Origin of the sequence: Lysobacter hankyongensis, assembly GCF_039543145.1 — a bacterium.
In the GTDB taxonomy this organism is placed as follows: Bacteria; Pseudomonadota; Gammaproteobacteria; order Xanthomonadales; family Xanthomonadaceae; genus Lysobacter_I; species Lysobacter_I hankyongensis.
Genome location: NZ_BAABJE010000012.1, coordinates 63160 through 88998 on the forward strand (window position 1 = coordinate 63160; position 25839 = coordinate 88998).

The window sequence follows — 25839 nt, forward strand, 5'->3', positions numbered from 1 at the left end:
TCGTCGGCCCGGCAATCTTCGAAAATCAATGAAATCAATCGGTTGGTGCCATGCCAAGCGATGGGTGACTTCCTGCACATCTGTTTTGGTCGATAGGTGTTGTACTTTACCAACACACCAAGCCACTCAGCCCATCCGGAGCCCGCCATGAACGTCACCACCACCACCGACCGCAGCGCCACCCCTTCCGCCAAGGTCATCCCCTTCTCCGGCGCCCGCCGCACCTATCGCGAACGCGGTTTCGGCGTCGGTTACGGCAACAGCAGCGGTTATGCCCTCGACAAGCGCTACACCACCGACTGGGGCCAGATCCGCTTCCGCTGCGCCTGAACCTTCGACGCAGCCTCCCACGCGCTTCCGTTCCGCTGCAACACCCGCAAGTCATTCCCCCGCACACCCATCGAACCGCAGGATCTTCCGCCATGAACGTCACCCCGCTCCATGCCCCGCTCGCCCCGCTCGCCCCGCGCACGCCGGTCGCCGTGCAGGCACAGGCCGGGTCCGCCCCCCATTCCGTCCGTTATCGCGAACGCGATTTCGGCATCGGCTACGGCACCAGCAGCGGCTACGCCCTCGAGAAGCGCTACACCAGCGACTGGGGCCAGGCCCGGTTCCGCTGCCGCTGAGCCGACACCGTCCCATCGGTCGAATCCCCGGCCGCGGCGTGCGCGCCCCTCTCCCGCGCACGACCGCGCCGGGGCCCGGCAGGGCCCTCGGGTATCCTTGACCGGATGAACAGTCCCGCCCCCGGCGTCTTCCGCCACGCCACCAGTCTCGAACAGCTCAACGCCCACTCGCCCGACACCGCCATGGCGGCGCTGGGCATCGTCTTCACCGGGATCGGCCCCGACTTCCTGCGCGCCACGATGCCGGTGGACGGCCGCACCCGGCAGCCCTACGGCCTGCTCCACGGCGGCGCCTCGGTGCTGCTGGCCGAAACCCTCGGCAGCAGCGCAGGCAACCTCTGCGTGCAGCCGGGCGAGATGTGCGTCGGCGTGGAGATCAACGCCAACCATCTCGTCGCCGTCCGCGACGGCGAGGTCACCGGCACCGCCCGGCCGCTGCACATCGGCCGCCGCACCCAGGTCTGGGAGATCCGCATCGAGGACCCCGCCGGCCGCCTGGTCTGCATCTCCCGGTTGACCCTGGCGGTCGTGCCCCAGCGTGCCTGAGGCGGCGGAGGTGCAAAGCTCCAAATCGCTTCGGTATCGTGACGGCATGACCCAGGCCTCTCCCGCTGCGCGCGCCGCCCGGCTGCTGCGTTACCTCGTCCGTACCCCGATGCTGCTCTGGCACGTGTTCGTGCATCTGCCGATCACGTTGATCCTGATGTCGTGGCCGTTCGGCGGCCTGTCCGTCGGCGGCGACCGCCTCGGTCACCGCATGGTGCGCTGGTGGCAGGGCGGGCTGATGCGGGTGTTCGGTTTCCGCCTGCGCCGCATCGGCACGCCGCTGCCCGGTCCGGTGATGTTCGTCGCCAATCACGTCAGCTGGATCGACATCGTCGCGCTGCACGCCTTCCGCATGATGGGTTTCGTCGCCAAGCGCGAAATCGCGTCGTGGCCGCTGGTCGGCTGGCTCGCGACCATGGGCGAGACCATCTATCACCAGCGCGGCAGCCAGGAATCGCTCGGCGGCGTGCTCCACGAAATGCTGGCGCGGCTGCACGACGGCCGCGCGGTCGGCGTGTTTCCTGAAGGCCGCACCCGCGGCGGCGAAGAGGTCGGCCCGTTCCACGCGCGGATCTTCCACGCCGCGGTGGAAGCCAACGTTCCGGTGCAGCCGGTCGCGCTGCGCTACGGCGCGCGCGGATCGGCGCAGACCGTGGTCGCGTTCGGCCCGACCGAGAGCTTCGCCGCGAACATGCTGCGCCTGCTCGGTGAGCCGGGCTGCGTCGCCGACGTGGTCTTCCTCGAACCGATCCTGCCCGGCGACGCCGAAGGCCGCCGTCGTCTCGCCGAGACCGCGCGCACGCGGATCGTGGAGGCGATGCAGCAGGGATGAGCGCCGCCGCGAAATTTGCGTCGGTGGTCTGCATCGGGCTCCTCGCGGCTTGCGCGCACGGCGATGGATGGCATGCGAGCGCGATTGATCGAACCATGTCCATGTGCCGCCTGTTGTCGCCGGAGGGGGCCGAAGGCGATCTGGCGCAGCGCGATGGCGACGCCTGGTTCTGGTGGCAGGCCGAACGTGCCGCCGCGTCGCGCAGGCTCTGGAATCGCCGTGGCATCGATGCGCTGGAAGATCGGATCGCGATGACGACCGCCGCTCCGGATCGCGTTTGCCTCCAACGCGCGTTGCGCGAAGCGAAAGCGCGCCGAATCGAGCATTTCTGAGACGGCAGCGCCGTGACGTATGCTGGCCTCCCCACGTTGTCGCCGCGAGATGATCTCCACCTCCTCCTACCATCCGCCGCTCTGGTTGCGCAGCCCGCATCTGCAGTCGCTGCTCGCGACCAGTCCGCTGCGGCGCGCGCGCGGCGCGCTGCTGCTGCGGCGCAGCGGTGCGGTGAGCAAGCCGTATCTGGTCGACGGCGGCGAGGGCATCCGCCTGGAAGGCGTGCACAGCCGCATGCCCGGCGGCACGCCGCGCGGGTTGGCGCTGCTGCTGCACGGTTGGGAGGGCAGCGTCGAGTCCAGCTACATGCGGATGACCGCGGTGCATCTGCTGCGCGCGGGGTTCGAGGTGTTCCGGCTGAATTTCCGCGACCACGGCGACACCCATCACCTGAACCAGGCGCTGTTCCATTCGAATCGCATCGACGAAGTGGTGCACGCCGCGGTCGATGTGGCCAATCGGTTCCTCTCCGGCAGCGACCGGCCGATGGTGGTCGCGGGTTATTCGCTGGGCGGCAATTTCGCGCTGCGGGTGGCGCTGCGCGGGCGCGCGGCCGGGCTGCCGCTGGCGCGCGCGGCGGCGGTCTGCCCGCTGCTGGATCCGGCGGTGACCATGACCCGGATGGAAGAAGGGCTGCCGTTCTACATGCGTTATTTCGAGCGGCAGTGGCGCGATTCGCTGCGCCGCAAGCGCGACACCTTTCCCGAGTACTACGACTTCGACGACCGCGTGCTGCGGCTGCGGATGCGCGAGCTGACCCGCTGGATGGTGGAGCGGCACACCGACTTCGACACGCTCGACGATTACTTCAACGGTTACTCGGTCGCCGGTGAGCGCCTGGCCGCGCTGGACGTGCCGGTCGACCTGCTGACCTCGATCGACGATCCGGTGATTCCGGTCGCCGAATTCCACGCCCTGCGCCTGCCCGCGAACGGGCGGATCGAGATCGCCGCGCACGGTGGCCACTGCGGGTTTCTGGAAAGCGCGAAGCTGGACGGCTACGCCGAGCGCTGGGTGGCCGGCAAATTCGCGGACGCGCTGCCGGGCTGAACGGCCCGGCCGCTGCGGCCCCGGCGGTACAATCGCGGGTTCCGGGCCCCGGCCCCGCCGTTTCCGAGCCTTCATGCAAGACAAGATCATCGCCGCCCTCAAGCGCGGCGCCCACGCCGAAGCCCTGTCGCTGGCCCGCCTGGCCGTGGCCGAATCCTCCCACGACGCCTATGCCCACGCCCTGCTGGCCCATGCCGAGCGCGCGAACGGCGATGCCGCCGCCGCGCTGCATGCGATCGGCCGTGCGGTGCTGCTGGCGCCGGACGACGCGTCGATCCATTTCCAGCGCGTGGGTTTCCTGCTGAAGGAACACAGGCTGGACGAGGCCCAGGCCGCGCTCAAGCGCACGATCGATCTGGACCCGAACCAGTTCGAGGCTTACATCGTGCAGGCGCAGATGGCGATCGGCCGCGGCGAAATCGACGAAGCCGAACGCCTGCAGCGGTCGGCCGCGCGCCTGCAGCCCGATCATCCGTGGGTCAAGACGATCGAAGGCATGGTGGCGCTGCGTCGCGGCGACGGCGCGCGCGCGCAGGCGCTGCTGACCCGCGCGTCGGCGCAGGCGCCCGACGACCTGCAGGTGCTGTACGCGCTGGGCTTCGCGCATCTGCAGCAGCGCAGTTACGCGTTCGCCGAGCAGGTGTTCCGCCGCCTCATCGAACTCTCCGCCGACATGCGCAGCCTGCGCGGCCTGCTGGCGGACATCCTGCTGCAGCAGCAGCGTCCGGACGAGGCGCTGGAGGTGCTGCAGCCGCTGCTCGCCGATCCCGACAGCGCGACCCCGGCGCTGAAGCGCATGACCGCCGAACTGGAACTCGCGCTGGGCCGCCACGAGCGCGCCATCGCGCTGCTGCGCGAGTCGCTGGCCGAAGAGCCGCGCGACCCGCGCGCCTGGGGGTTGGCGACGGACATCTGGCGCCGCACCGGCGATCTCGACGACGCCCGCGCCCAGCTCGACGCCGCGCTGGCGAAGCATCCGGAAGGCGTGTCGCTGTGGCAGTTGCGGCTGGCGTTCGAGCCAGAGGCCGGCGACGGCGCGCAGGCGGTGGTCGATCGCTGGCTGGCGGCGCTGCCCGACAACGTCGTCGGCCTGGAAGCCGCGATGCATCTGCACGAAGCCCGCGGCGACGACGAAGCGGTGGCCGCGCTGGCGCAGCGCATCGTCGAACTCGAACCCGGCCGCACCAGCGCCGAGATGCGCCTGCTCGACCGTCTCGTCCGCGACCAGCCCGAGGCGGCGGTCGCCCACGTGCAGGGCCTGATCGCGCAGGCGCCGGACGACGCCAAGCGCGGCCTGATGCCGTGGCTGGGGTTCGCCCAGGATCGCGCCGGCCGCCACGGCGAGGCCGTGCTGACCTGGAACGCGGTGAACAGCGCGGAAGCCGCCGCGCGCTGGCCGCTGACCGCGCCCGGTCCCGCGGGCGGTCCGTGGCCCGAGGCCGCGACACCGGTGCCCGGCACGCCGCCGGTGGCGTATCTGTGGGGTGCGCCGGGATCGGGCGTGGAGAAGGTCGCCGCGGTGATCGGCCACGCCGGCTACCCGCTGCGCGCCGATCGCTTCGGCCCGAATCCGCCGCGCGACCCGCTGCAGAACCCCGACACGATCGCCGCGCTCAACGCCGGCACGCTGGCGCCGGACCGTCTGCTCGCGGAATGGCGCGCCGCGCTGCCCGCGCGCGGCGTGCAGGATGGGATGATCATCGACTGGCTGCCTTTCTGGGACAACGCGCTGCTGAAGATGCTGCGGCCGCTGCAGCCCGGCGCGATCGTGATGATCGCGCTGCGCGATCCCCGCGACATGCTGCTGGAATGGATGGCGTTCGGCAGCCCGGTGCCGTTCGGCCTGGCCTCGGCCAACGACGCCGCGCTGTGGATCGCGCGGCAACTGCAGCACGTGGTCGCGCTGCAGCGCGAACAGGCGCAGCCGCACAAGATCGTGCGCACCGACCACGCGCTGGCCGATGTCGAAGCCTTCGCCAGCGAGATCGGCGGCGGCCTCGGACTGGAGGAAATCCGCGTCCCGCCGGCCTCGATGTTCGGCCCGCAGCGGTTCGCCTTCGGCCACTGGCGCCACTACGCCCGCCCGTTGGCCGAGCCCTTCGCGCTGTTGTCCGAAGTGGCGCAGTCGCTGGGCTATCCGGCGGAGTGACCGGCGTTGCCGGCATCCGCATCGCCGGCATCGTTATCGTTATCGCATGACGCCACACGCCCCACGAAGGAGCACGACATGAAGATCGCCAGCAGCAGTTTCGAACACGGCCAGCGCATCCCCGCCGAATTCGCGATGGGCACGCCGGACGGATTCGGCGGCAACCGCAACCCGCAGTTGCGCTGGGACGACGCGCCGGCCGGCACGCGTTCCTTCGCGCTGCTGTGCATCGACACCGACGCGCCGACCGACGGCGCGCTGGTGGCCGATGGCGATACGCCGATTCCGGTGGACCACCCGCGCGGCGATTTCGTGCATTGGGTCCTCGTCGACATCCCGGCGGACGTGCGCGAACTCGCCGCCGGCAGCGGCAGCGACGGCGTCGTCGCGCGCGGCAAGGCCGCGCCCGCGGGGCCTGCCGGCGCGCGCCATGGCCTGAACGATTACACCGGCTGGTTCGCCGGCGATGCCGACATGGGCGGCGACTACCTCGGCTACGACGGCCCGTATCCGCCGGGCCACGATCTGCGCCTGCACCGCTATTTCTTCCGCGTGTTCGCGCTGGATGTCGAACGTCTCGACCTGCCGGCGCGCTTCGGCGCCGGCGATGTGTTCCGGGCCATGCACGGTCATGTGCTGGCCGAAGCGGCGACCTGGGGCACCTATTCGCTCAATGCTGCTGTGAAGGGCTGAGCCGGAGCGTGGCCGGCGCGCCCTGAGGCGCGCGCAAGCGGAGAGAATCCCGACCGACCGCCTGCCGCAGGGCGCGTCGAAGTCGACTCCGCGCCGCGGCGGCCGAATGCACCCGCAGGGCGTCGGCGGCGGTGCTTCCATGTCGCGATCCACCACGACGTTTGCCTCCGGATGCCCGTGGCGGCGCGACCGATTCCCGTCGCACGGGGCCTTGTGGACGCGTCGTGATCGACGCGGTGAATCTCTCGTTTTTCTCTCGCCGATCTCTTGCCCGAAAAAACCGTGACAGAGCCTGCGCTTTGACGCATCGCGGCCGCCCTAGACTCGCCGCGCGCTACGGGACGGGCCGGCCGTCCCGGCCGAGCAGGGACCAGGACCGCGATGTCAGAGAGAAGGCAGGCCGCCAGTTGGATCGCCGACGAGTACGGCGGTTCCTACCTCAACAACCCCGCCCAGCAGAACCGCGATCTGGCCGCCGCCAACGACATGGCGATCCTGATCCAGCGGATGGTCCGCGACCGTGGCGGCGGCGAGGCCGGCTATCGCCGCGCCGGCGAGCTGATCAACGAGACGCTGGACGAACTGCGGGGACGTGCCCCGTTCGGTTTCGTCACCCCGGCCTTCGCGTTGGGCACCACCCAGGTGTTGCTGGAAAAGGCCAACACGATGGACGGCCCGCAGTTCCTGCAATATCTGGAAGGCATCCGCGACCGCGACAATCCGCTGTTCTTCTGGCAGCGCACCACGCTCGACCCGCTGTTCGACGAAGTGAAGGAGCGCACCCGGGCCCACGTCGAAGAGGTCTACGGCCGCAGCACCTTCACCGTGTTCGACGCCCTGAAGGGGCAGCGCGGACCCATCGCCTTTTCCGCTGGCGCCGCCGACGCGGTGCTGGACGAAGTGGGCACCGGCGGGCGTTCGCTGATCCTGGGCGCGTCCAACCCGGTGGAGGCGGGGCGGCAGGCGGTGGACATGCTGCGCAACCTCGACCGCGTGCCGCAGGCCCTGCAGCAGCAGGTGCGCGAAGCCCAGCAACTGATTCAGGCGGCCGGGCTGGACGACTATCACAAGGGTTTCCTCACCGTGCGCGTGGCGTTCATCGCGCTCGACGCCGCCGACGTGGTCGAGGCCGGGCTGTCGATCGGCAATCTCGCCCGCCGCCTGCGCAACGGCGAGGTCCACAACATCGGCGACGCCATCCGCGCCCTGGACGAGGGCCCGCAGGTCATGCGCCAGCGCGGCCAGGCCGGCGACGCCAACGATCTGGCGGCCGGCGACGTGCCGGCGCGCACGCGTACGCCGACCGCCTCGCCGAGCGCCCAGGCGGCGACGCTCACCAACCAGCTGGTGGAGGGCCTGCCGGCGAACTACCGCGAGCCGTATCGTGAAGCCTTCACCCAACTGCTGCGCGCGAACAACTACGACACGCCGGAGGAGGTCGCCGGTTTCGCGCGCTGGCTGAACGACAATCCGAACCATGCCGTCACCCGGCAGTATCACGAGATCGCACAACAGACCATGCAGCAGCGGGTGGTCTCGGCGTATCCGGACCGGGTCGAGTTCGCCTACCAGCGTGCGCTGGACGACACGTTCCGCGATGCCGGGTTGACCACGCCGCAGCAACGCATGGGCTACATGGATGCGTTCAACGGCCCCAACGCCGCCGCCTTCCGCACAGCGCTGGACGAGCGCGCGCTGACCCACGTCGTCGACAATTCGCTGCGCCAGATCCCCGAGAACGTGCGCGACGCCTATCGCGGCAGTCTGGCCAGCATCCTGAGCGAGCAGGGCTATCTGGGCCAGGGACGCTTCGATCCCGACGGCGCGCAGCAATACATCAACAACCTCGCGGGCGCGCCGGGCGGGCCGTCGGCGATGGCGGTCCACAACCGCGCGATGAACATCGTGGTGAACGGCGCGGCCGACCGCTTGCCCGACGGGACCGAGGCCTACTACGCCCGCGCCTACCGCCAGACCTTCGAAGCCGAGAACATCCGCGACCCAAGCGCGGGGCAACGCTACATCGACAACCTCAATGCCGCACCGAACGGCCCGGCGATGCGTGCGGTGCACAACCGCGCGATCGGCGCCATCGTCGACGACGTGGTCGACAGCGTGCCGCAGAACCTGCAGCCGGCGTATGCGCGCGCGTTGCGGCTGTCGCTGGACGCCGCCGGCAAGGATTCGCCGCAGGAAGTGCTGGACTATGTCCGCAATCTCACTGATGGCCGCCAGGTGCAGTCGGTCGCCGCGCTGCACCAGCGCGCCTTCGACAGCGTGATGCAATCCGCGGTGTCCAGCATCGACGAGCCCTCGCGCGCGGCCTATGCGCAGGCGCTGCGCGAATCGCTCGACGCCGGCGGCCGCGGCCCGGCCCGCAACGCCGACGGCAGCCCGGCCTGGGACTACGGCAGCGTCGAACGTCTCCAGCAGTACGTGGTCGATCTGTCGGCCTCGCCGCAGACGATGCAGCGCATCCACGACCGTGCGGACGAACTCCTCGGTCGCAGCCGGACGCCCGACCAGACACCGCCGGTGCAGACGCCGCCGCAGGATCGTGTCGATCCGCCGAACAACACGCAGCCACCGGTGCAGACGCCGCCGCAGGACCGCGTCGATCCGCCGAACAACACGCAGCCGCCGGTGCAGACACCGCCGCAGGATCGCGTCGATCCGCCGAACAACAATCAACCGCCGACGCAGAATCCACCGCCGAATGACCGGCAGACGCCGGATCCCGACCAGCCCCGGCTCAATCCCTCCTCGCAGCCGAACGATCCGCTGTTGCCCTTCCATGCCGTCGAACGCGAGCAGCGCATGCGCGCGCCCGAGCCGCTGGTGGCGCCGAACGGACAGCGTTTCGACGTGATGGGCGTGGACGACGAAGGCCGCTTGCGCCTGCGCCCGGAAGGCCAGCGCGTGGAGGCGCTGCCGTCCGAAGCGATGTTCGAGATGCGGGCGACCACGCCGCAGGCGCTCGCGCAGTCGGGCAACGCGGTGATGTACGGGCGAGAACCGTGGCTGACCGCCGGCAGGAACGAGAACGGCATCGTCCTGCGCGATCCGCAGAACGCCGAGCGCACGACCGTGGTGCCGGACGCGCGGGCCGCCGAGATCTTCACCCCGGTCGGCCGCGAAGTGACCTATCAGGGCGAAACGCTGCGGTTCCAGGCGCTGCAGTCCCCTGGCTGGCAGCCCGGCGTGGATCGGCGCGGGTTCCAGCTGGTCGATCCCGACAATCCCGAGCGCACCGTGTTCGTGCCCGAGAACCGCGCGGTCGACATCCGGATGCGCTTGGGCGAAGACGGCGAGTACCGGTTCGGCGACGTGCGCCACGGCGTGATCCGGATGCGGCCGATGGAGCCCGACCGCGAGATCAGCATGCCGCTGCAGCCCGGCATGACCTTCGAAGCGCGCCTGCGCGACCGCGAGATGGAAGGCGCGTATCGCATCACCGTCGGCGACAACGGCGAGCTGACCGCGACCGGCCGCATCCGCAACGGCACCGAAGTCACCCAGCGCATCGAACCGTCCGACATCGCGCCGCGCTATGTCGACGTGCGCTCTCCCGATTTCAACGACAGCTTCCAGGTCGACAGCTTCATCCATCGCGAAGCCAACACCCGCAATCGCGCGATTTCGACCGAACCGACCGGCCTGCCGCTGCGCGATCCGGCGTTCGGCAATCTCGACGGTACGCCCAGCCCGCAGCTCGCGCTCGGCGCGCAGTCGTTGCAGACCCAGGCCGACTTCATCCGCCGCAACGCCGGCAATCTCGAACCCGGGCAGACCCCGAGCCTGACCGTGTTCAACATCGCCTTCAACAACCAGGGCGAAGCGCGCCAGGTGCTGGACGCGATGAGCGATTTCCGGCAGATGCATCCGAACGCGCCGATCCGGATCGTGGCCTATGAGCCGAGCTTCCGTTCGTTCGAGGGCAAGCCCGGTTTCGACGAACTGCAGCGGATCATCGAGCGCGACCGCATCCAGGTGGAGTTCTTCGGCCGCGATCCGTCGCAGCGCGAGGTGATCCACGCCAAGGGCGTGGCGGTGAACGACCAGGTGCTGTTCAGCACCGGCGCGGTGATCGATGGCTCCAGCCAGAAGGCCGACATCAGCGTGCCGCTGCCGCCGGAGGCCGCGCGCGCCTTCAACGCCTATCTCAACGAGGCGGTGATCGGCGACGCCAGCGTCGCCCGCCGTCAGGAGCTGACCGCCAACGCCGCGCGCGAAGGCGTGCTGATCAACGATCCTGAAGCGCGTCTGCCGTACATCGCGCGCGCCCAGGACGGCCTGATCCGCGGCGCCGAGCGCGAGCTCACGGTCAGCGTGAGCGAACTGCGCAATCCCGAGACCACGCGCGCGATCATCGAGCGCGCCGAGGCCGGCGTGAACGTGCAGGTGCAGTTCCGCGAGATGGATCCCGAGTCGCGGCGGCTGCTGGCCGAGGCCCAGCAGCGCCTGCCGAACCTGAAGGTCGAGGACGCGTCCGCGTGGCAGCCGCGCCCGCACTACAACGTCATCATCGCCGATCGCGAACAGGCCTACGTCGGCACTGCGTACCTGTGGCAGAACCAGCAGGACATGCTCCAGCACGGTCGATCGTTCGAGAACGGCGTGCTGCTGCAGGGCGACGCCGTGCAGCGCCTGCAGGCGCAGATGGAGGCGCTGCGGTCGCTGCAGCCGGCGAACCCCGGCCAGCGCCTGCTCAATCCCGCGCCGGACGACGCGCCCGACGTGGGCGTGCGGGTGCGCAACGAGACCACCGGCTCGATCTCGATCAGCGCGCCCGCCAACAGCAGCATCGGTGTGGACGTTCAGAACAGCACGACCGGCACGATCCAGACCGTCTCCGGCAGCGGCAACGTGCAGGTGAGCGGCAATCGCGAAACCCTCGGCACCGCGGCGACCACCGCGCCCGACGGCAACGGCAACGTCCAGGCGACCGACACGCCCGGCCTGCGCATCGAACTGCAGAACCCCGGCACGTCGGGTCGCACCGGCACCGACGTGCGCATCGACAACAGCACCGTGAACGGCGGCGTGCAGTCGATCATCGGCAACCAGAACATCCAGATCGACACCGGCGAAGCGCGGATCAATGGCGATCGTCGGCAGACGGTGAACGATGGCGACAACAACGTCCAGACCCAGAATCTCGGCGCCAACGTCACCGCCGGCAGCGTGACCCAGACCATCGACGGCCGTTCCGATTCGCGTCAGCAGATCGGCAACGATGTGTCGGTGACGGGTTCGCTGTCGTCGGTGCAGGGCGATCGCAATTCGGTGGTGCAGGGCGACGCAAATACCGTGCAGATCGGTGCGGGCAACAACGCCGTGGTCAACGGCGTTCGTGTCGAGACGCCGACGCCGGAGACCTCGAATCCGCAGCCGGTGGATGGCCGCCTCTCCGGCGGCGTGCAGAACAGCACGGTCAACGGCTCGGTGTCTGCCGTGCAGGGGAACCAGAACACGGTGGTCGAAGGCAATGGCAACACCGTGCGGATCGGTGCGGAGACAGGCAGCGAAGAACGCAAGGCGGTCTATGCCCCGGGGCGCGACGATCGCGACCTCCTCGCGGTCAGCGAAGACGATGGCGCGCATTTGAGGGGCCAAAGCGTCGCCTATACGCCGCGGTTCAGTACGCGTCACGATCTGACGGGCGAAGGCGGTGGCAGATACACCACCATCTCGGGACATGGCGTGCTCGAGACCGATTGGACAGTCGGTCCGGTCGGCAACAGCGTCCAGCGCGACACCTTCGTCGTGCCGGAAGGCGTGAACCTGCATTTCCTGGGTTTGCCCGGCGGCACGATCACCGACCGTCTCGGCCAGCGTGCGGACGTGGGCGGCGATCTCTCCGGCGTGCCGCTGCTCAAGCTCGGCGCCGGCGATACCGCGCCCGACATCCTGATCACGCCGGCGTTCGGCACCATCAACATCCAGGGCAATCCGATCACGGTCGACAACCCGCAGGGCGTGCGCCTGAGCCAGTTGATCCGCGATCACGATCTCAGCGGCAACATCGTCGTGTCCGCGTGTCTGCAGCAGTCGGTGTCGCAGGGCCAACGCGAACACTGGCAGGGCATCACCTTCGATCTGCCGGACCGCTATCCGAAGCCCGATCCGCCGGATCTGTCGAATCTGCCGCCGCGGCTGCCGATCGATCCCAACTTCCACACCCAGCATGGTCTGACCAACACGGGCGAAGGCACGTATACCGCCATCGGCGGCAACGCCGGGCTGTCGGGCGTCAATCCGTACACGCAACGGCCGTTCGCCGAGCAGACCTTCACCGTGCCCGAAGGCGTGACCGTGTACTTCCCGTCGCTGCCGGGCGGCAGCGTGCACAACCGCCTGGCCGAGGCCATCGAGAAGGGCGAGGATCTGAGCCGCATCCCGCTGCTCAAGGCCGGCGCCGGCAGCACCGCGCCGGACCCGCTGCTGCTGCCGGGCAATTACGAGGTGGCGGGCAACTTCGTGCGCATCACCGAGCGCGACGGGCAGCGCCTGAGCGAGGTGATCCAGGAACATGGCCTGACCGGCAACGTGGGGGTGGCCGGCGGCTTGCAGGGGCGCGACCGTCCGCACAGCAACGTGCTGTTCGACGTGCCCGAGCACTATCCCGACCGCGACGTGCGCGGCGGTACCCGCGGCGTCGACCTGACCATCGAGCAGGTGATCGGTCCGCAGTCGCGCAGCATCGACACGCCCATCCTGCCCCCGGCGAACGACAACCGGCAGTCGTCGCTGCCCGAGTCGGTCGCGCCGACGCAGACACCGCGCGAGCCCGGCCTCGACGACCCGCGTCATCCGAATCACACGATGTTCGCGAGCGCGCTGGATCGCATTCAGACGTTCGAGCGCGGGCGCGGCATCGACTCGGGAGACTTCGGACGCAATCTCGCCGGCGATCTGACCGTGCGTGCGGTCGAAGCCGGCCTGCCGCAGATCAGTCACGTCGCCTTCAACGCCGAGGGCACCCGCGCCTTCGCGGTGGATACGCAGAACCTCGACGCCGAATGGCGGCGTGTGGCCTACACCGACGTGGCCAGCGCTGGGCAGCAGTCGCTCGCCGCCAGCACCGAACGATTGCGCGAGTCGCAGGCCCAAGCGATGTTGCTGCAGCCGACGCCGCAGCCCACGCCCGACGAACAGGCGCGCAGCGGGGCGCGGATGGTTTGAACCACTCCGCGCCTCGCCCCGGGGCTTACAGCTGCATCGGTTTCGCTTCGAACACCAGCACCTGGCCGCCGTCGCCGGTCAGGCGCAGGCGGTAGGGCATCGGTTCCAGCAGTTCCGCCTGGAACGACTGGTTCATCAGTTCGACGAAGCTGCGGTCGGCGAGGTTCTTGTCGTCGGTGCACGACATGCGGGTGGCGATCGCGACGTCGAAGCGCATCCGCTTGCCCGACACGGTGTAGGTGCCGCGGATGGTGTTGCAGCCGCCGTTGGCGCTGATGCCCTCGCGGTCGAAGCTGATGTCGAAGGCGATGCCCGGTGCGCGCACCGCGGTCGCACCGTCGCCGCCGCTCGCCGACGCCAGGCGCCAGCCCCCGGTGTTGATCAGTTCGTCGCGATCCACGCGCAGGCTGCGTTCGCCGCCGCTGCCCGCTGCGGTGGCGTCGCCGGCGGCATCGCCGGCGGCCTCCGAAGCGGTTCCGGTGGTGGCGCCGGCATGCGCGCAGGCGGCGGTGGTCAGCATCAGGGCGGTGGCGATCATGGCGTTGCGGAGGCTCATCGTCGGATTCCGGAAGCGTAAGGAAGATACGGCGGGTGCGGCGGTCGCGCGGTTCAGGGCTGCACCATCTCGGATTCGATCGCGGTGTCCAGGATGTACGCGACCTGCGGCGCGTCGGCCGGTGCGTTGCGGATGGCGAAGCGTTTCACCCGCAGCACGGTGCGGATGCCGGGTTCGTGGGTGAAGCCTTCGATGCGGAGGCTGCCGGTCTGCCACGGCCCGGGTTCGCCGATGCGCAGCCCGTTCTCGTCGTAGCGCAGTTCGCGGGTCTGCAGGCAGGCGACGGTGTTCGGTGCCAGGCCCGGCCGGCACGGCTTCGTCTGCGGTGCGACTTCGAAGTAGACCGTCTCGCCCGCGCTGCCGTAGCGGGTTTCCGGCGTGGGTGCGCCGACGAAACGCAGCACGTCGCCGTTGGCGGCGGTCCACACCAGTTGCGGCGGGTCGCTTTCGCGCAGCGCGATGCGGGCGGCGCCCTGCAGGCGCAGCGAGATCGCGCCGTCGAGCGCCATGATCGGCGCGTCCAGGCAGGCCATCTTGGTCGAGATCAAACGCTCGACCCGGGCTTCGTCGCCGTCGAAGCGGATGGTGCCGGCCATCTGGTTGCAGGCGTTGAGCACCGCGATCCGGCCGTTCGCGATGTTGAACTGCAGCGGCTGTTCCGGACGCACCAGCAGGGCGTCGATGCGCTTGCCCTGCGCGTCGGTCGCCTCCTGCAGCCGCCAGTAATAGCCGGCGAGCGCATCGGTCGCGGTGGCGGCCGGCGGTGCGTCGTCGCCCACCCGCGCGGGGTCCGCGTGGGCGGCCTCGGGCGTGCGTGCGCAGGCGGCGAGGCTCAGCGTCAGCATGAGGGGCAACAGCAGAACGGGTCGGGTCATGTCGGGCTCCATGGGTGCAGGTGGCGCGCGCGCTGGCATGCGCGATGTCGAACACTTCCTTGCAACGTGCGGCGGGGCGATCGGGGGTTGCCGCCGCGGCGCCGTGAGGCCGCACCATACACCGGCCGGATGCGGTGTGCGTCCGGCCGCGCACGCGGCGTTCAGGCGGGGCGCGGCCGCAGCGCCAGCGCGATCCCGCCGGCGATCAGTCCCCAGAATGCCGAACCGATGCCCAGCGCCCACAGCCACGACGCGATCTCCGCTTCCGACGCGCCGAGCGACCGCGCGATGTCGCGGCGCAGATCGCGCCACCACGGGCCGCGTATCGCGCCCGCGGCTGCGCTGTCGGCGGCGGGCGCGGTCATTCGCCGGCGGGCAGGATCAGCAGCAGCGCCGCGCCGAGCGCGAAGCGATAGATCGCGAAGGCGGTGAAGCGGTGGCTCTGGATGTAGCGCAGCAGCCATTTCACGGCGACGAAGGCGGTGACGGCCGAAGCGACGAAGGCGACGGCGAGCGCGCTCCAGTCCTCGCCGCCCACATCGCCGTCCTTGTACAGGCTCAGCAACTCGTAGCCGGTGGCGGCGAACATCGTCGGAATGCCGACCAGGAAGGCGAATTCGGTGGCGGCCACGCGGTTGGTGGTGCCGGCGAGCAGGGCGACGAAGATCGTCGCGCCCGAGCGCGAAGTGCCGGGGAATACGCCGGCCACGACCTGCGCGATGCCGACCAGCACGGCCACGGTCCAGGTGATCGCCGCGCGTTCGCCGAGCGCGGCCGCGCGCTTCGCCGCGAAATGTTCGGCCAGCAGCATCCAGGCGCCGCCGAGGATCAACGCCCAGGCGATCGGCGTCACCTTCTCAGGCAGTTCCCAGCCCAGCGCCTTCACCGCGAGGCCGCCGACTGCGGTGACGCCGAACGCGACCGCGAGCTTGAAGGCGTAATCGAAGTTCTCCGGCTTGCGGAAACCGACCAGCAGGTTCCACAGGCGTTCGCGATAGATCGCCACGACCGCGAGGATCGCGCCGGCCTGGATCGCGACGTTGAACAGATCGCTGCGCGCGCCCAGCCAGTGTTGCGCGATGAGCAGATGCCCGGTGCTGGAGATCGGCAGGAATTCGGTGATGCCCTCGATGATGCCGAGGATCAGGGCGTTGAGCAGATCGGACATGCGGCGGCCGGAACGCGGAAACCGCCAGTGTATCCGACACCCCCGATCGCTCGGAGGTGTCGGGGACCGCGAAGCCGCGCGCGCCGTGCGCGCGGCGACGGCCGGGCGATGCGGTTCAGCGGCCGTAGGTGCCGGTATGCCACAGCGCCTGGCCGAGGTGGTTGTAGATCACCACGTTGCCGTCGTTCTGCACGCTGAGGAACGCGCCGTTGTTGCCGTTGGTGCCGGTGTACCAGACCGGCTGGCCGGCGCCGTTGTAGACGACGAGATGGCCGTCGGTCTGCATGTGCAGGGTGTGGCCGCTGCCGAAGACGCTGTTGTACCAGATGGCGCCGACGCCGGCCTGGTACAGCACCAGATGGCCGTCGCCCTGGATGACGAGGGTGAAGCGGCCGTCGCAGGACGTCACCGAGCCGCCGTTGGGCAGCACGCGTCCCGGATTCATGCGGCCGCAGGTCTGCACCGTCTGCAGCACCAGACCGTAGGCGTTGAGGATCGGCTGCAGCGGCTGATGGAAGGTCACCGGGCTGGCCAGCGAACAGTTCTCGTTGGTCTGCGGATTGAGCTGGCCGCCGGATGTGACGCCCTGCGCTTCGCCGCCCGGGGTGACGAACGAACCGCCGGAATCGCCGCCGCCGACGCAGGCGCTGGACTGGACCATGCCGTACACCGGGCCGACGCTGTAATTCACGGTGACGTTCTTCGCGGTGACGACGCCGCAGCGATAACCGGTGCGCGCGCCGGAGCGGCAGATCGCGCCGCCCACCGGGGTTTCGAGATTGCCGACCACGCTCAGCGTGCCGCCGGCGTAGTTGTTGACCAGCGGCTGGATCGTCCACGACGCGCTGGTGTTGCGCACCCAGGCGAAGTCGTTGCCCGGGAAGGTGGAACCGGCGAAGCTGCCGAGCGCCACGCCGTTGTTGCCGCTGACCGCGGTGCCGGCGGTGCCGCAATGGCCGGCGGTGACGAAGCCGGTGTTGCCGCCCTGGGTCACCGAAAAGCCGATCGAGCACCAGCTGTTCGGCACGTTGTAACGGTCGCCGCCGCGGATGTCGTACACCGGCTGCGGGCGTTCGCGCGACGTTTCGAAACGGACCAGCGCCGCGTCGATGCCGCTGGACGCGACGAAATCCGCGGCTGCGGCGGCGCCGTCCGGCGCGGTGGTGATCACCACGCGATTGGCGGGCAGATCGATCCGCCAGGCGTAGATGGCGCGATCGGTCGGGCGCAGTACGCCGACGCTCCGCGTCGTGCGCGTGCGGTTCAACGCCGACATCGCCGATTCCAGAGCCGCGAGGCTGTGCGCGACGACGCGGGTCTGCGCGCCCAGCGCGCGCGCCTTGCCGGCCTGCGCCTGTTGCGTGGTCGCGACCACGAAGCTGAATCCGCCGGCCGCATCGCGTTCCAGCCAGCTGCCGGCGTAGCTCGCGCCGAGCGCGCGGCGGGCTGCGTCCTGTTTGCGGGTGGCGAGGCGTTCGGTGTCGAGGTAACGCGGAAGTTCGCCGGCGCCGAGGCCGAGATCGCGTTGCAGCGCCTGACGCATGGCCGCGGACACCGCCAGGGCCGGATCGTCGGCCGCGAATGCGGACGTGGTCAGCAACGCGCCGAGTGCGAGGGCGAGACCGCGGGTGGCGGTGCGGGTGGGTGAGGGAAGGTGGATCCTGCGCATGAGACACTCCTTGTGTCGAACGGGGGAGACGGCCCGCGCGGGGGCGCGTGCCGGCCTGCGATGGATCCCGTACGCAATGCCGCGCGATGGCGGCCCGCCTGCGGTCCGTCGCATGGCGAACGCAGGCTAGCACCGGCGCATGACAGCGGCTTGCGACCGCGTCGGCGGCGACAGCCGCGATTCATTGCGATGAATCAGTACGGCTGTCCCAGCCGCAGGAACACCGCTTCCTCGCCTTCCTCGGCGAGGCCCAGGCCGAAATAGATCGGGCCGATCGGCGTGTCCAGCGCGCTGTAGACGCTGCCGCCGAAGATGGTGCGGTCGAAGGCGGGTTCCTGGCCGCGGCGCCACACCTGTCCGGCCTCCAGCGATCCGCCGACGAACAGCGGGTATTGCAGCAACTGCGCCAGCGGATAGTTGAACTGCAGCGTCGCCAGCGCCGAACCGGTGCCGCGCAGGCGGTCGATGCCGTAACCCGACAACCGGAACGGGCCGCCGAGCAGCGCCACGTCTTCGTAGGCGTTGCCGCGATGATCCTGCGCCTGCGCGCCGAACTGCCAGCGTCCGCCCAGCGCGGTGAAGGCGTACGACGCCTGCGCGCGGCTGGTGAAGCCTTCGCTGTCGGCATTGAGCATCGGCAGGTAGCGCGTGTGCCGCGCGTGCAGATACCAGCCCTTGCCGGGGAATTCGGCGTCGTCCTGGGTGTCGAGGGTGAAGTCGACATCCACGCCGGCGCTGGTGGCGGTGCGCGGAATGCCCGTGGGCTGCGAATCCACGCGCAGGTCGTAGTGATTGCGGCGCACGAACGGCGCCACCGAGACTTCGCCCCAGTGCGAAAGATTCAGGCCGATGCCGGCGCGCGCGTCCCAGCGGCTGTAGCGGTAATCGCCGGTGATGTTGGCGTCGTCGATCAGCGGCTGGTTTTCGCCGAGCCATTCCAGCGACGGGCGCACGAACGCGGTGCGCCGCATGTTCAACGGCTGGTTGAACTCGGCGAACGCGCGGTTGCGGTCGCCCAGCCGCGCTTCCAGCGACAGGTCGGCGCCGAAGCGATTGATCTCGCGTTTCCCGTAGCGCGCGCCGATCTGGTATTCGCCCTGGCCCTCGAAATCGTCCTGCATGAACAGCCCGAATTTCAGCGTGCCGTCCTCTTCCCAGCGCCGGCTGCGGGTGACGTAGGTCAGCACGCTGCCGCCGTTCTCGGCGGTGTCGACGGTGTAATAGGCGCGCGAGAATTCGCCGAGGCCGTAAAGCCGGCCCAGATCGTCTTCGATCTTCTTCGCGTCCACCGCGTCGCCCGGCTGCGCGGTGATGTGCGCGCGCACCGCCGCGTCGTCCACGGTCGAGGTGTTGACCAGCTCGACGCGTTCGATCGCGCCGATCGGTTTCAGTCGGGCCAGTCGCGCCTCGCGCCATGCGGCATAGGCCTGCGGCGAGACCTGCATGGCCTGCAATTGCGGCAGCGCCGCGACCGTCGCCGCTTCGCCCAGGGCCACGCCCTGATCCAGGCCGGCGGTGAAATCGGCCGAGCCCAGGTCGCCCAGTTCCGGGATGATCAGCACGTCGCCCGCGCCCAGTCGTTCGCGCTGACGCTTCGTTTCCTTGAGCATCAGCGCGGTGACCATCTGGTCGGTGATGCTGAAGGGGTCGAGCAGCTGTTCGCGCTTCTTCAGCGGTGCGGCGATGTCGACCGCGATGATCCGTTTCGCGCCCCAGGCCTGCGCGACTTCGACCGGCAGATTGAGCGAGACGCCGCCGTCGATCAGCGAGCGTTCGCCGTAGCTCACCGGCGCGAACGCGCCCGGTACCGCCATGCTCGCGCGCACCGCGTTGACCAGATCGCCCTGGTCCATCGCAACCGCTTCGCCGGTTTCCAGATCGGTGCCGATCGCGCGATACGGAATCGGCAGGTCGTCGAAGCGCGCGATGTTCGCGCTCGGCAACAGCGCCGCGCGCAGCGCCACCGCCAGCCGCTGGCCCTCGAACACCGAGGGCGGCACGCCGAGCTTGCCGTCGCGCAGACCGAAGCCGCCCTTGGCCAGGAAACTGCGGTCCTCGGCCTTGCGCCGCTGGGTGAAGGCGCGGCGGTCGATGCGGTCGGCGAACATCGTGTTCCAGTCCAGTGCGCGCAGCGCGGTTTCGATCTCGGTCGCGCTCATGCCGCTGGCGTACAGGCTGCCGACCACCGCGCCCATGCTGGTGCCGACGATGCAGTCGACCGGGATGCGCTCGCGCTCCAGCACCTTGATCACGCCGATGTGGGTCATGCCGCGCGCGCCGCCGCCGCTGAGCACCAGGCAGGTGTCGAATTCGGCGGCCCCCGCGGGCGCGGCGAAGGGCAGGAGGCACAGCAGGGCGAGCAAATGCAGGCGCATGGACGCGGATTTCCGGATCGTGGGGACGCGGGCGCCGGGCCCGCAGCGCGTCAGTCTACCGGTCCGCCCGTCGCGCCCGCACCGCATTGCGCGATGCCTGCCCGCACCGACGGATCGCGGGAGACACGAAATCCGTTTCGCACCGATCAGGTGCAAGCCGGGGTGCCGAGTTTGCTCGGATGTGGTGCGTCATGCCGGCGTTCGACGATCTCCGTCCTTCGAAATCAATGGCTTGCCGACTTTCCCGCGCTGGCACGCCCCTTGCAGAGAGAAGTGCATCCTTCTCACCCATCGGAGCTTCCGAAGATGTCCCTCGAGCACGTCGAAAAACTCATCAAGGACCACAAGGTCGAATTCGTGGACCTGCGCTTCACCGACATGCGCGGCGTGCAGCACCACGTCACCTTTCCGAAATCCATCGTCGAAGCCAGCCTGTTCGAAGACGGCAAGATGTTCGACGGCTCGTCGATCAGCGGCTGGAAGGGCATCAACGAGTCCGACATGATCCTGCTGCCGGACGCCGCGACCGCCTTCCTCGACCCGTTCACCGCCGATCCGACCCTGGTCCTGACCTGCGACATCCTCGACCCGGCGACCATGCAGGCCTACTCGCGCGATCCGCGCGGCGTCGCCAAGCGCGCCGAAGCCTTCCTCAAGGCCAGCGGCATCGCCGACCAGGCCTTCTTCGGCCCCGAACCCGAATTCTTCATCTTCGACAGCGTCCGCTTCGCCAACGAGATGGGCCACACCTTCTTCCACATCGATTCGGAAGAGGCCCACTGGAATTCCGGCCGCGAATACCAGGGCGGCAACACCGGCTACCGTCCGATGGTGAAGGGCGGCTACTTCCCGGTGGCCCCGCTCGATTCGCTGCACGACATCCGCGCCGAGATGTGCAAGACCCTGGAAGAAGCCGGCATCGAAGTCGAAGTGCACCACCACGAAGTGGCCAACGCCGGCCAGTGCGAGATCGGCACCAAGTTCAACACGCTGGTGCAGAAGGCCGACGAACTGCTGACGATGAAGTACATCATCAAGAACGTCGCGCACCGCAACGGCAAGACCGCGACCTTCATGCCCAAGCCCATCGTCGGCGACAACGGCAGCGGCATGCACGTGCACCAGTCGCTGGCCAAGGGCGGCGTGAACCTGTTCTCCGGCGACGGCTACGGCGGCCTGTCGCAGCTGGCGCTGTGGTACATCGGCGGCATCTTCAAGCACGCCCGCGCGATCAACGCCTTCGCCAACTCCACCACCAACAGCTACAAGCGTCTGGTGCCGGGCTTCGAAGCGCCGGTGATGCTGGCCTATTCGGCGCGCAACCGTTCGGCCTCGTGCCGCATCCCGTACGTCGCGAATCCGAAGGCGCGCCGCATCGAGATCCGCTTCCCCGATCCGATGAACTCCGGCTACCTCACCTTCGCCGCGCTGATGATGGCCGGCCTCGACGGCATCAAGAACCAGATCGATCCGGGTTCGCCCAGCGACAAGGACCTGTACGACCTGCCGCCGGAAGAGGAGAAGAACATCCCGACCGTGTGCCACAGCCTCGACCAGGCGCTGGAAGCGCTGGACAAGGACCGCGACTTCCTCAAGGCCGGCGGCGTGTTCTCCGACGACTTCATCGACGGTTACATCGCGCTGAAGATGCAGGAAGTCACCAAGTTCCGCGCGGCGACGCATCCGCTCGAATACCAGATGTACTACACGATCTGATGCGCGAATGGGACGCCATGTGTCGTCGCTTCGGGCCGGCGGATGTCCGGCCCGGCGCGGCGCGCCGGGCGTTCGGAAGGAATGCGCGGCGGTGCTGCGCGAGCATTCCTTCCTCACCCGCTCGAATACCAGATGTATTGCACGATCTGATGCGTCATCTCCCTCCCCCGCGTGCGGGGGAGGGTTGGGGTGGGGGCGACACGCCGTGATGATCGCGTGCGATGCCCACGGTAAAAACAGATCCCTCACATGCGTTCGGGATGACAGGGAAACGATGGACATCCGGATCGACGACCTCAGCGGGCCCGAGATCGCGCGGTTGCTGCAGGAACACCTCGACGAGATGTTCCTGCACTCGCCGCCGGAAAGCGTCCATGCGCTGGATCTGGAAAAGTTGCGTCGTCCGGAGATCACCTTCTGGACGGTCTGGAAGGACGGCGCATTGATGGGGTGCGGCGCGCTGAAGGCGCTGGACGCGTCGCATGGCGAGATCAAGTCCATGCGCACCGCCCGCGATCATCTGCGCAAGGGCGTCGCCGCGACGCTGATGCGGCACATCCTGCGGGTGGCGCGCGAACGCGGCTATCGGCGGTTGAGCCTCGAAACCGGATCGCCGGATGCGTTCCTGCCGGCGCGCGCGATGTACGAGCGCTTCGGCTTCGAGGAGTGCGGGCCCTTCGCCGATTACGTCGAAGACCCGTACAGCGTGTTCATGACGATCGAGCTGTAGTCGTCGATCTGCAGTGATCGACTTGCAGTCGTCGAACGCGCGGAAGCGGTAACGAAAGGAGCGGTGTCGCAGGGATGCGACGGAGAGTTGGCTAGACGAGGCACGGGAAACGCGGACGCAGCTTCCTTCCCCACGTCGGACTGCGCTGCGGTTCCCCCGGGACCCACGGTCCCCGCGCATCGTTCCCGGTCGGTTGCCGGGGCGATGCGCGGGGATGCGGGATTCATCCAGGGGCGCTGGCGCCACGGCGTCGGCGCTCATCCATCCACGGGGAGAGCGCATGAAACTGATCACCGCCATCATCCGGCCGTTCAAGCTCGACGAGGTGCGCGAAGCCTTGTCGGAGATGGGCGTGTCCGGCATCACCGTCACCGAGGTCAAGGGCTTCGGTCGACAGAAGGGACATACCGAGTTGTATCGCGGCGCGGAGTACGTCGTCGATTTCCTGCCCAAGATCAAGGTCGAGGTGGCGGTCGCGAGCGACCGGCTCGACGCCGCGATCGAGGCCATCCAGCAATCCGCGGGCACCGGGAAGATCGGCGACGGCAAGATTTTCGTCACCGCGCTGGAGCAGGTCATCCGCATCCGCACCGGCGAAGTCGGCGCGGACGCGCTCTAACCCTCACTCGGAGACCGTCCCATGTCTGGATTCCTGTCCGGGTCGAAGACCCATGCTGTTCCGAAACACGATGTTCCGAAGCCTGCTGCCCTGAAGTATGCCGCTGTGAAACGTGCCGCCCTGCTCGCGCTGCTGTTCGGCGCGATGACCTTCGGCACGACGCTCGTCGCGAGCGCACAGACCGCGCCGGCGACCGACGCCGTCGCCACCGAAGCGGCCGCACCCGCGGCCGATGCCCCCGCCGACGCGGCGCCGGCGACCGCGGAGGCCGTCGCACCCGCAACTGCCGAAGCGGCGCCTGCCAACGCCGCACCTGCTGAAGCCGCCGCGGCGGAAGCCCCGCCCGCGCCGACGCCCGACAAGGGCGACACCGCGTGGATTCTCGTCTGCTCCGCGCTGGTGATCTTCATGACCCTGCCCGGGCTGGCGCTGTTCTACGGCGGCCTGGTGCGCAGCAAGAACGTGCTGTCGATCCTCATGCAGTGTCTGGTGGTGTTCTCGCTGGTCGCGGTGCTGTGGGTGCTGTACGGCTACAGCCTCGCCTTCACCGAGAACAACGCCTTCATCGGCGGCGGCGCCAGATTGTTGGGTGCCGGCCTCAACGGTGCGCTGGGCGCGACCTTCACCAAGGGCGTGTACATCCCCGAGCTGGCGTTCTTCGTGTTCCAGGGCGCGTTCGCCTGCATCACCTGCGCCCTGATCGTCGGTGCCTTCGCCGAACGCGTGAAGTTCGCCGGCCTGCTGCTGTTCACGGTGATCTGGTTCACCTTCGCCTACGCCCCGATGGCGCACATGGTGTGGTTCTTCCCCGGTCCGGATGCCTTCACCGACACGGCCGCGGTCGAGGGCGTGCTGGCGAAGTCCGGTTATCTGTGGGCGAAGGGCGCGCTCGATTTCGCCGGCGGCACCGTGGTGCACATCAACGCCGCCATCGCCGGTCTGGTCGGCGCGTACGTGATCGGTCCGCGTCTGGGGTATCGCCGCGAAGCCATCCGCCCGCACAACCTCACCCAGACCATGGTCGGCGCCTCGATCCTGTGGTTCGGCTGGTTCGGCTTCAACGCCGGCTCCGCGCTGGAAGCCAACGGCGTGGCCGCGCTCGCGTTCGTCAACACCTTCCTCGCCACCGCCGCTGCGGTGCTGGTGTGGAGCGCGGTGGAATGGATCGCGCGCGGCAAGCCGTCGATGCTCGGCGGCGCCTCGGGTGCGGTCGCAGGTCTCGTGGCGATCACGCCCGCGGCGGGTCTCGTCGGTCTGATGGGCGCGCTCGCCATCGGTGCGATCGCCGGCCTCGTCTGCTTCTGGGGCGTGACCGGTCTGAAGAAGCTGCTGCGCGCCGACGATTCGCTCGACGTGTTCGGCGTGCACGGTGTCGGCGGCATCACCGGTGCGCTGCTCACCGGCGTGTTCGCGGCGCCGTCGCTGGGCGGTGCGGGCATCTGGGACTACGTCACCGAAACCGCGCTGGCCGACTACAGCATCGCCTCGCAGGTCTGGATCCAGTTCCAGGGCGTGGTGGTCACGGTGGTCCTCTCCGGTCTGGTCTCGCTGATCGCCTTCACCCTGGTGAAGTACACCATCGGTCTGCGCGTGAACGAGGACGCCGAGCGCGAAGGTCTCGATATCGCCTCGCACGGCGAAGCGGCGTACGAACACTGATCGTTCCCGGTGCATCCGCACGGACGAACGGCCCGGGAGACCGGGCCGTTCGTTTTCGGGCACCGCGACGCGTTTCGCCGTATGGCGTTCTTGCGTGCGCGCCGGCTGTCCTGCCGGGAGCGGTTATCGCAGATAGTCGGCGATGCCGACGTAACCGGTGCAGTCGCCATCGCCTTCCACGCCGGAGAACGCTTCGAGATCGTGGGAGAAGGCGGGGCCGCTGTAGACGTATCCCGAAGAGACGTTGGGATAGTTGCCGTATCCGAACTGCTGGTTCATGACGTTGGTCTGGTGATTCCAGGCGACGGCATAGGCGGACAACGCGCCCGAGCCATAGGGCACGCCCGGCGGCGTGCTCAGACTGCCGTTGGCGCTGGCGGCCGCACGGGCGTAGTAAAAGTTCAGGCCGCCACCGCCGTTGCTCATGTAGTACTCCGCGGTCGCGCTGACGTAGGCGGTGCCGCTGTACCAGATGCCCTGGCGGGTCGACCAGTTGTAGTGATAGCAGCTGATGCTGCCCACGTTGCTGGCCTTCGTGGCGACACCCGGATGCTGACGTTCGAATCGCTCGGCGGTCCGCTCCAGTCGCTTGATGCGGGATTTGATCTGCGCGCGTTCGCGCAACGACGCCGGTACGCGCGCGCGCAGCGCGGCGAGGTCGTAGGACAGGCCGGCTTCGCCCATCGTGATCGTCTTGCCGGCGAGCGGGCCCTTCGTCACGAGGTAGACGCCCGCATCGATGCGTTCGACGCTGTCGGCGTAATCGCGTGCGAACTGGTCTTCGCTTTCGATCCGGAAGCCGTTGGCCTTCGGCGTGTCGACGGCCAGCGCATTGCCGGCGAGGAGGAGGGAGGCGAGGGATGCTGCGAGTGAAATCTTCATGGTGTCGTGAAACTCCTGTGTGTCTGCATGGGTCGTGGCCCTCTCCGGGCCGTGCAGGCCCCCGCCGTGCGGCGGGGGCTTCACGGGTTTCAGCGTCGTGCGCAGACAAACAGGATCAGCCGAACAGGATCAGTTGAACAGGATCGGCCGAACAGGATCGGCCGAACAGGACCGGC

General features: G+C 69.0%; 20 protein-coding genes. 13 read left to right on the forward strand and 7 right to left on the reverse strand.

The window, feature by feature from the left end:
• Nucleotides 1–147: 147 nt before the first annotated feature.
• The 9 genes from ABD974_RS11955 to ABD974_RS11995 all read left to right on the forward strand — a co-directional run bounded on the left by ABD974_RS11955 (nt 148) and on the right by ABD974_RS11995 (nt 13414).
• Nucleotides 148–330, forward strand: coding sequence for a hypothetical protein (locus ABD974_RS11955; protein WP_345303564.1), 183 nt, complete (start codon nt 148–150; stop codon nt 328–330).
• Between the two features lie 92 nt (nt 331–422).
• Complete coding sequence (locus ABD974_RS11960; RefSeq protein ID WP_345303565.1) at nt 423–626, forward strand: hypothetical protein; 204 nt, start codon at nt 423–425, stop codon at nt 624–626.
• 105 nt (nt 627–731) lie between these two features.
• Nucleotides 732–1172 carry a hotdog fold thioesterase gene (locus tag ABD974_RS11965; RefSeq protein WP_345303566.1) on the forward strand — a complete coding sequence of 147 codons (441 nt, stop codon included), beginning with the start codon at nt 732–734 and terminating at the stop codon, nt 1170–1172.
• A gap of 46 nt (nt 1173–1218) precedes the next feature.
• Nucleotides 1219–2004 carry a lysophospholipid acyltransferase family protein gene (locus tag ABD974_RS11970; protein WP_345303567.1) on the forward strand — a complete coding sequence of 262 codons (786 nt, stop codon included), beginning with the start codon at nt 1219–1221 and terminating at the stop codon, nt 2002–2004.
• On the forward strand, nt 2001–2336 hold the full coding sequence (locus ABD974_RS11975; protein WP_345303568.1) for a hypothetical protein: 336 nt from the start codon (nt 2001–2003) through the stop codon (nt 2334–2336). Before ABD974_RS11970 ends, ABD974_RS11975 begins: the two co-directional genes overlap by 4 nt.
• Before the next feature lie 49 nt (nt 2337–2385).
• Nucleotides 2386–3387: a YheT family hydrolase gene (locus tag ABD974_RS11980; RefSeq protein ID WP_345303569.1), complete on the forward strand. Its 1002-nt coding sequence runs from the start codon at nt 2386–2388 to the stop codon at nt 3385–3387.
• Nucleotides 3388–3460: 73 nt separating this feature from the next.
• Nucleotides 3461–5536: a tetratricopeptide repeat protein gene (locus ABD974_RS11985; protein WP_345303570.1), complete on the forward strand. Its 2076-nt coding sequence runs from the start codon at nt 3461–3463 to the stop codon at nt 5534–5536.
• A gap of 78 nt (nt 5537–5614) precedes the next feature.
• Complete coding sequence (locus tag ABD974_RS11990; protein ID WP_345303571.1) at nt 5615–6229, forward strand: YbhB/YbcL family Raf kinase inhibitor-like protein; 615 nt, start codon at nt 5615–5617, stop codon at nt 6227–6229.
• 381 nt (nt 6230–6610) lie between these two features.
• On the forward strand, nt 6611–13414 hold the full coding sequence (locus tag ABD974_RS11995) for an XVIPCD domain-containing protein (protein WP_345303572.1): 6804 nt from the start codon (nt 6611–6613) through the stop codon (nt 13412–13414).
• A gap of 25 nt (nt 13415–13439) precedes the next feature.
• Here ABD974_RS11995 and ABD974_RS12000 read toward each other — a convergent pair whose 3' ends face one another.
• The 6 genes from ABD974_RS12000 to ABD974_RS12025 form a co-directional block, all read right to left on the reverse strand.
• Complete coding sequence (locus ABD974_RS12000; protein ID WP_345303573.1) at nt 13440–13970, reverse strand: META domain-containing protein; 531 nt, start codon at nt 13968–13970, stop codon at nt 13440–13442.
• A 53-nt stretch (nt 13971–14023) separates the two neighbouring features.
• Entirely contained in the window at nt 14024–14845 is an 822-nt protein-coding gene (locus ABD974_RS12005) for a DUF4377 domain-containing protein (protein WP_345303574.1), read from the reverse strand.
• A gap of 161 nt (nt 14846–15006) precedes the next feature.
• A complete protein-coding gene (locus tag ABD974_RS12010; RefSeq protein WP_345303575.1) occupies nt 15007–15210 on the reverse strand; it encodes a hypothetical protein in 204 nt (67 codons plus the stop codon).
• Nucleotides 15207–16013 carry an undecaprenyl-diphosphate phosphatase gene (locus tag ABD974_RS12015; protein WP_345303576.1) on the reverse strand — a complete coding sequence of 269 codons (807 nt, stop codon included), beginning with the start codon at nt 16011–16013 and terminating at the stop codon, nt 15207–15209. Before ABD974_RS12015 ends, ABD974_RS12010 begins: the two co-directional genes overlap by 4 nt.
• A 115-nt stretch (nt 16014–16128) precedes the next feature.
• Nucleotides 16129–17682: an alpha-lytic protease prodomain-containing protein gene (locus ABD974_RS12020; protein ID WP_345303577.1), complete on the reverse strand. Its 1554-nt coding sequence runs from the start codon at nt 17680–17682 to the stop codon at nt 16129–16131.
• A gap of 194 nt (nt 17683–17876) precedes the next feature.
• Complete coding sequence (locus ABD974_RS12025) at nt 17877–20057, reverse strand: patatin-like phospholipase family protein (protein WP_345303578.1); 2181 nt, start codon at nt 20055–20057, stop codon at nt 17877–17879.
• 306 nt (nt 20058–20363) lie between these two features.
• Here ABD974_RS12025 and glnA point away from each other — a divergent pair, with 306 nt between their 5' ends.
• From glnA to ABD974_RS12045, 4 genes are all read left to right on the forward strand, one after another.
• Nucleotides 20364–21773, forward strand: a complete 1410-nt coding sequence (glnA, locus tag ABD974_RS12030; protein ID WP_345303579.1) for a type I glutamate--ammonia ligase — start codon at nt 20364–20366, stop codon at nt 21771–21773.
• A gap of 274 nt (nt 21774–22047) precedes the next feature.
• On the forward strand, nt 22048–22503 hold the full coding sequence (locus ABD974_RS12035) for a GNAT family N-acetyltransferase (RefSeq protein ID WP_345303580.1): 456 nt from the start codon (nt 22048–22050) through the stop codon (nt 22501–22503).
• 280 nt (nt 22504–22783) lie between these two features.
• Entirely contained in the window at nt 22784–23122 is a 339-nt protein-coding gene (locus ABD974_RS12040) for a P-II family nitrogen regulator (protein ID WP_345303581.1), read from the forward strand.
• Nucleotides 23123–23266: 144 nt separating this feature from the next.
• A complete protein-coding gene (locus ABD974_RS12045) occupies nt 23267–24781 on the forward strand; it encodes an ammonium transporter (protein ID WP_345303634.1) in 1515 nt (504 codons plus the stop codon).
• A 123-nt stretch (nt 24782–24904) separates the two neighbouring features.
• Here the strand turns inward: ABD974_RS12045 and ABD974_RS12050 are convergent, their stop codons facing one another.
• Complete coding sequence (locus ABD974_RS12050) at nt 24905–25663, reverse strand: hypothetical protein (RefSeq protein ID WP_345303582.1); 759 nt, start codon at nt 25661–25663, stop codon at nt 24905–24907.
• Nucleotides 25664–25839 lie beyond the last annotated feature (176 nt).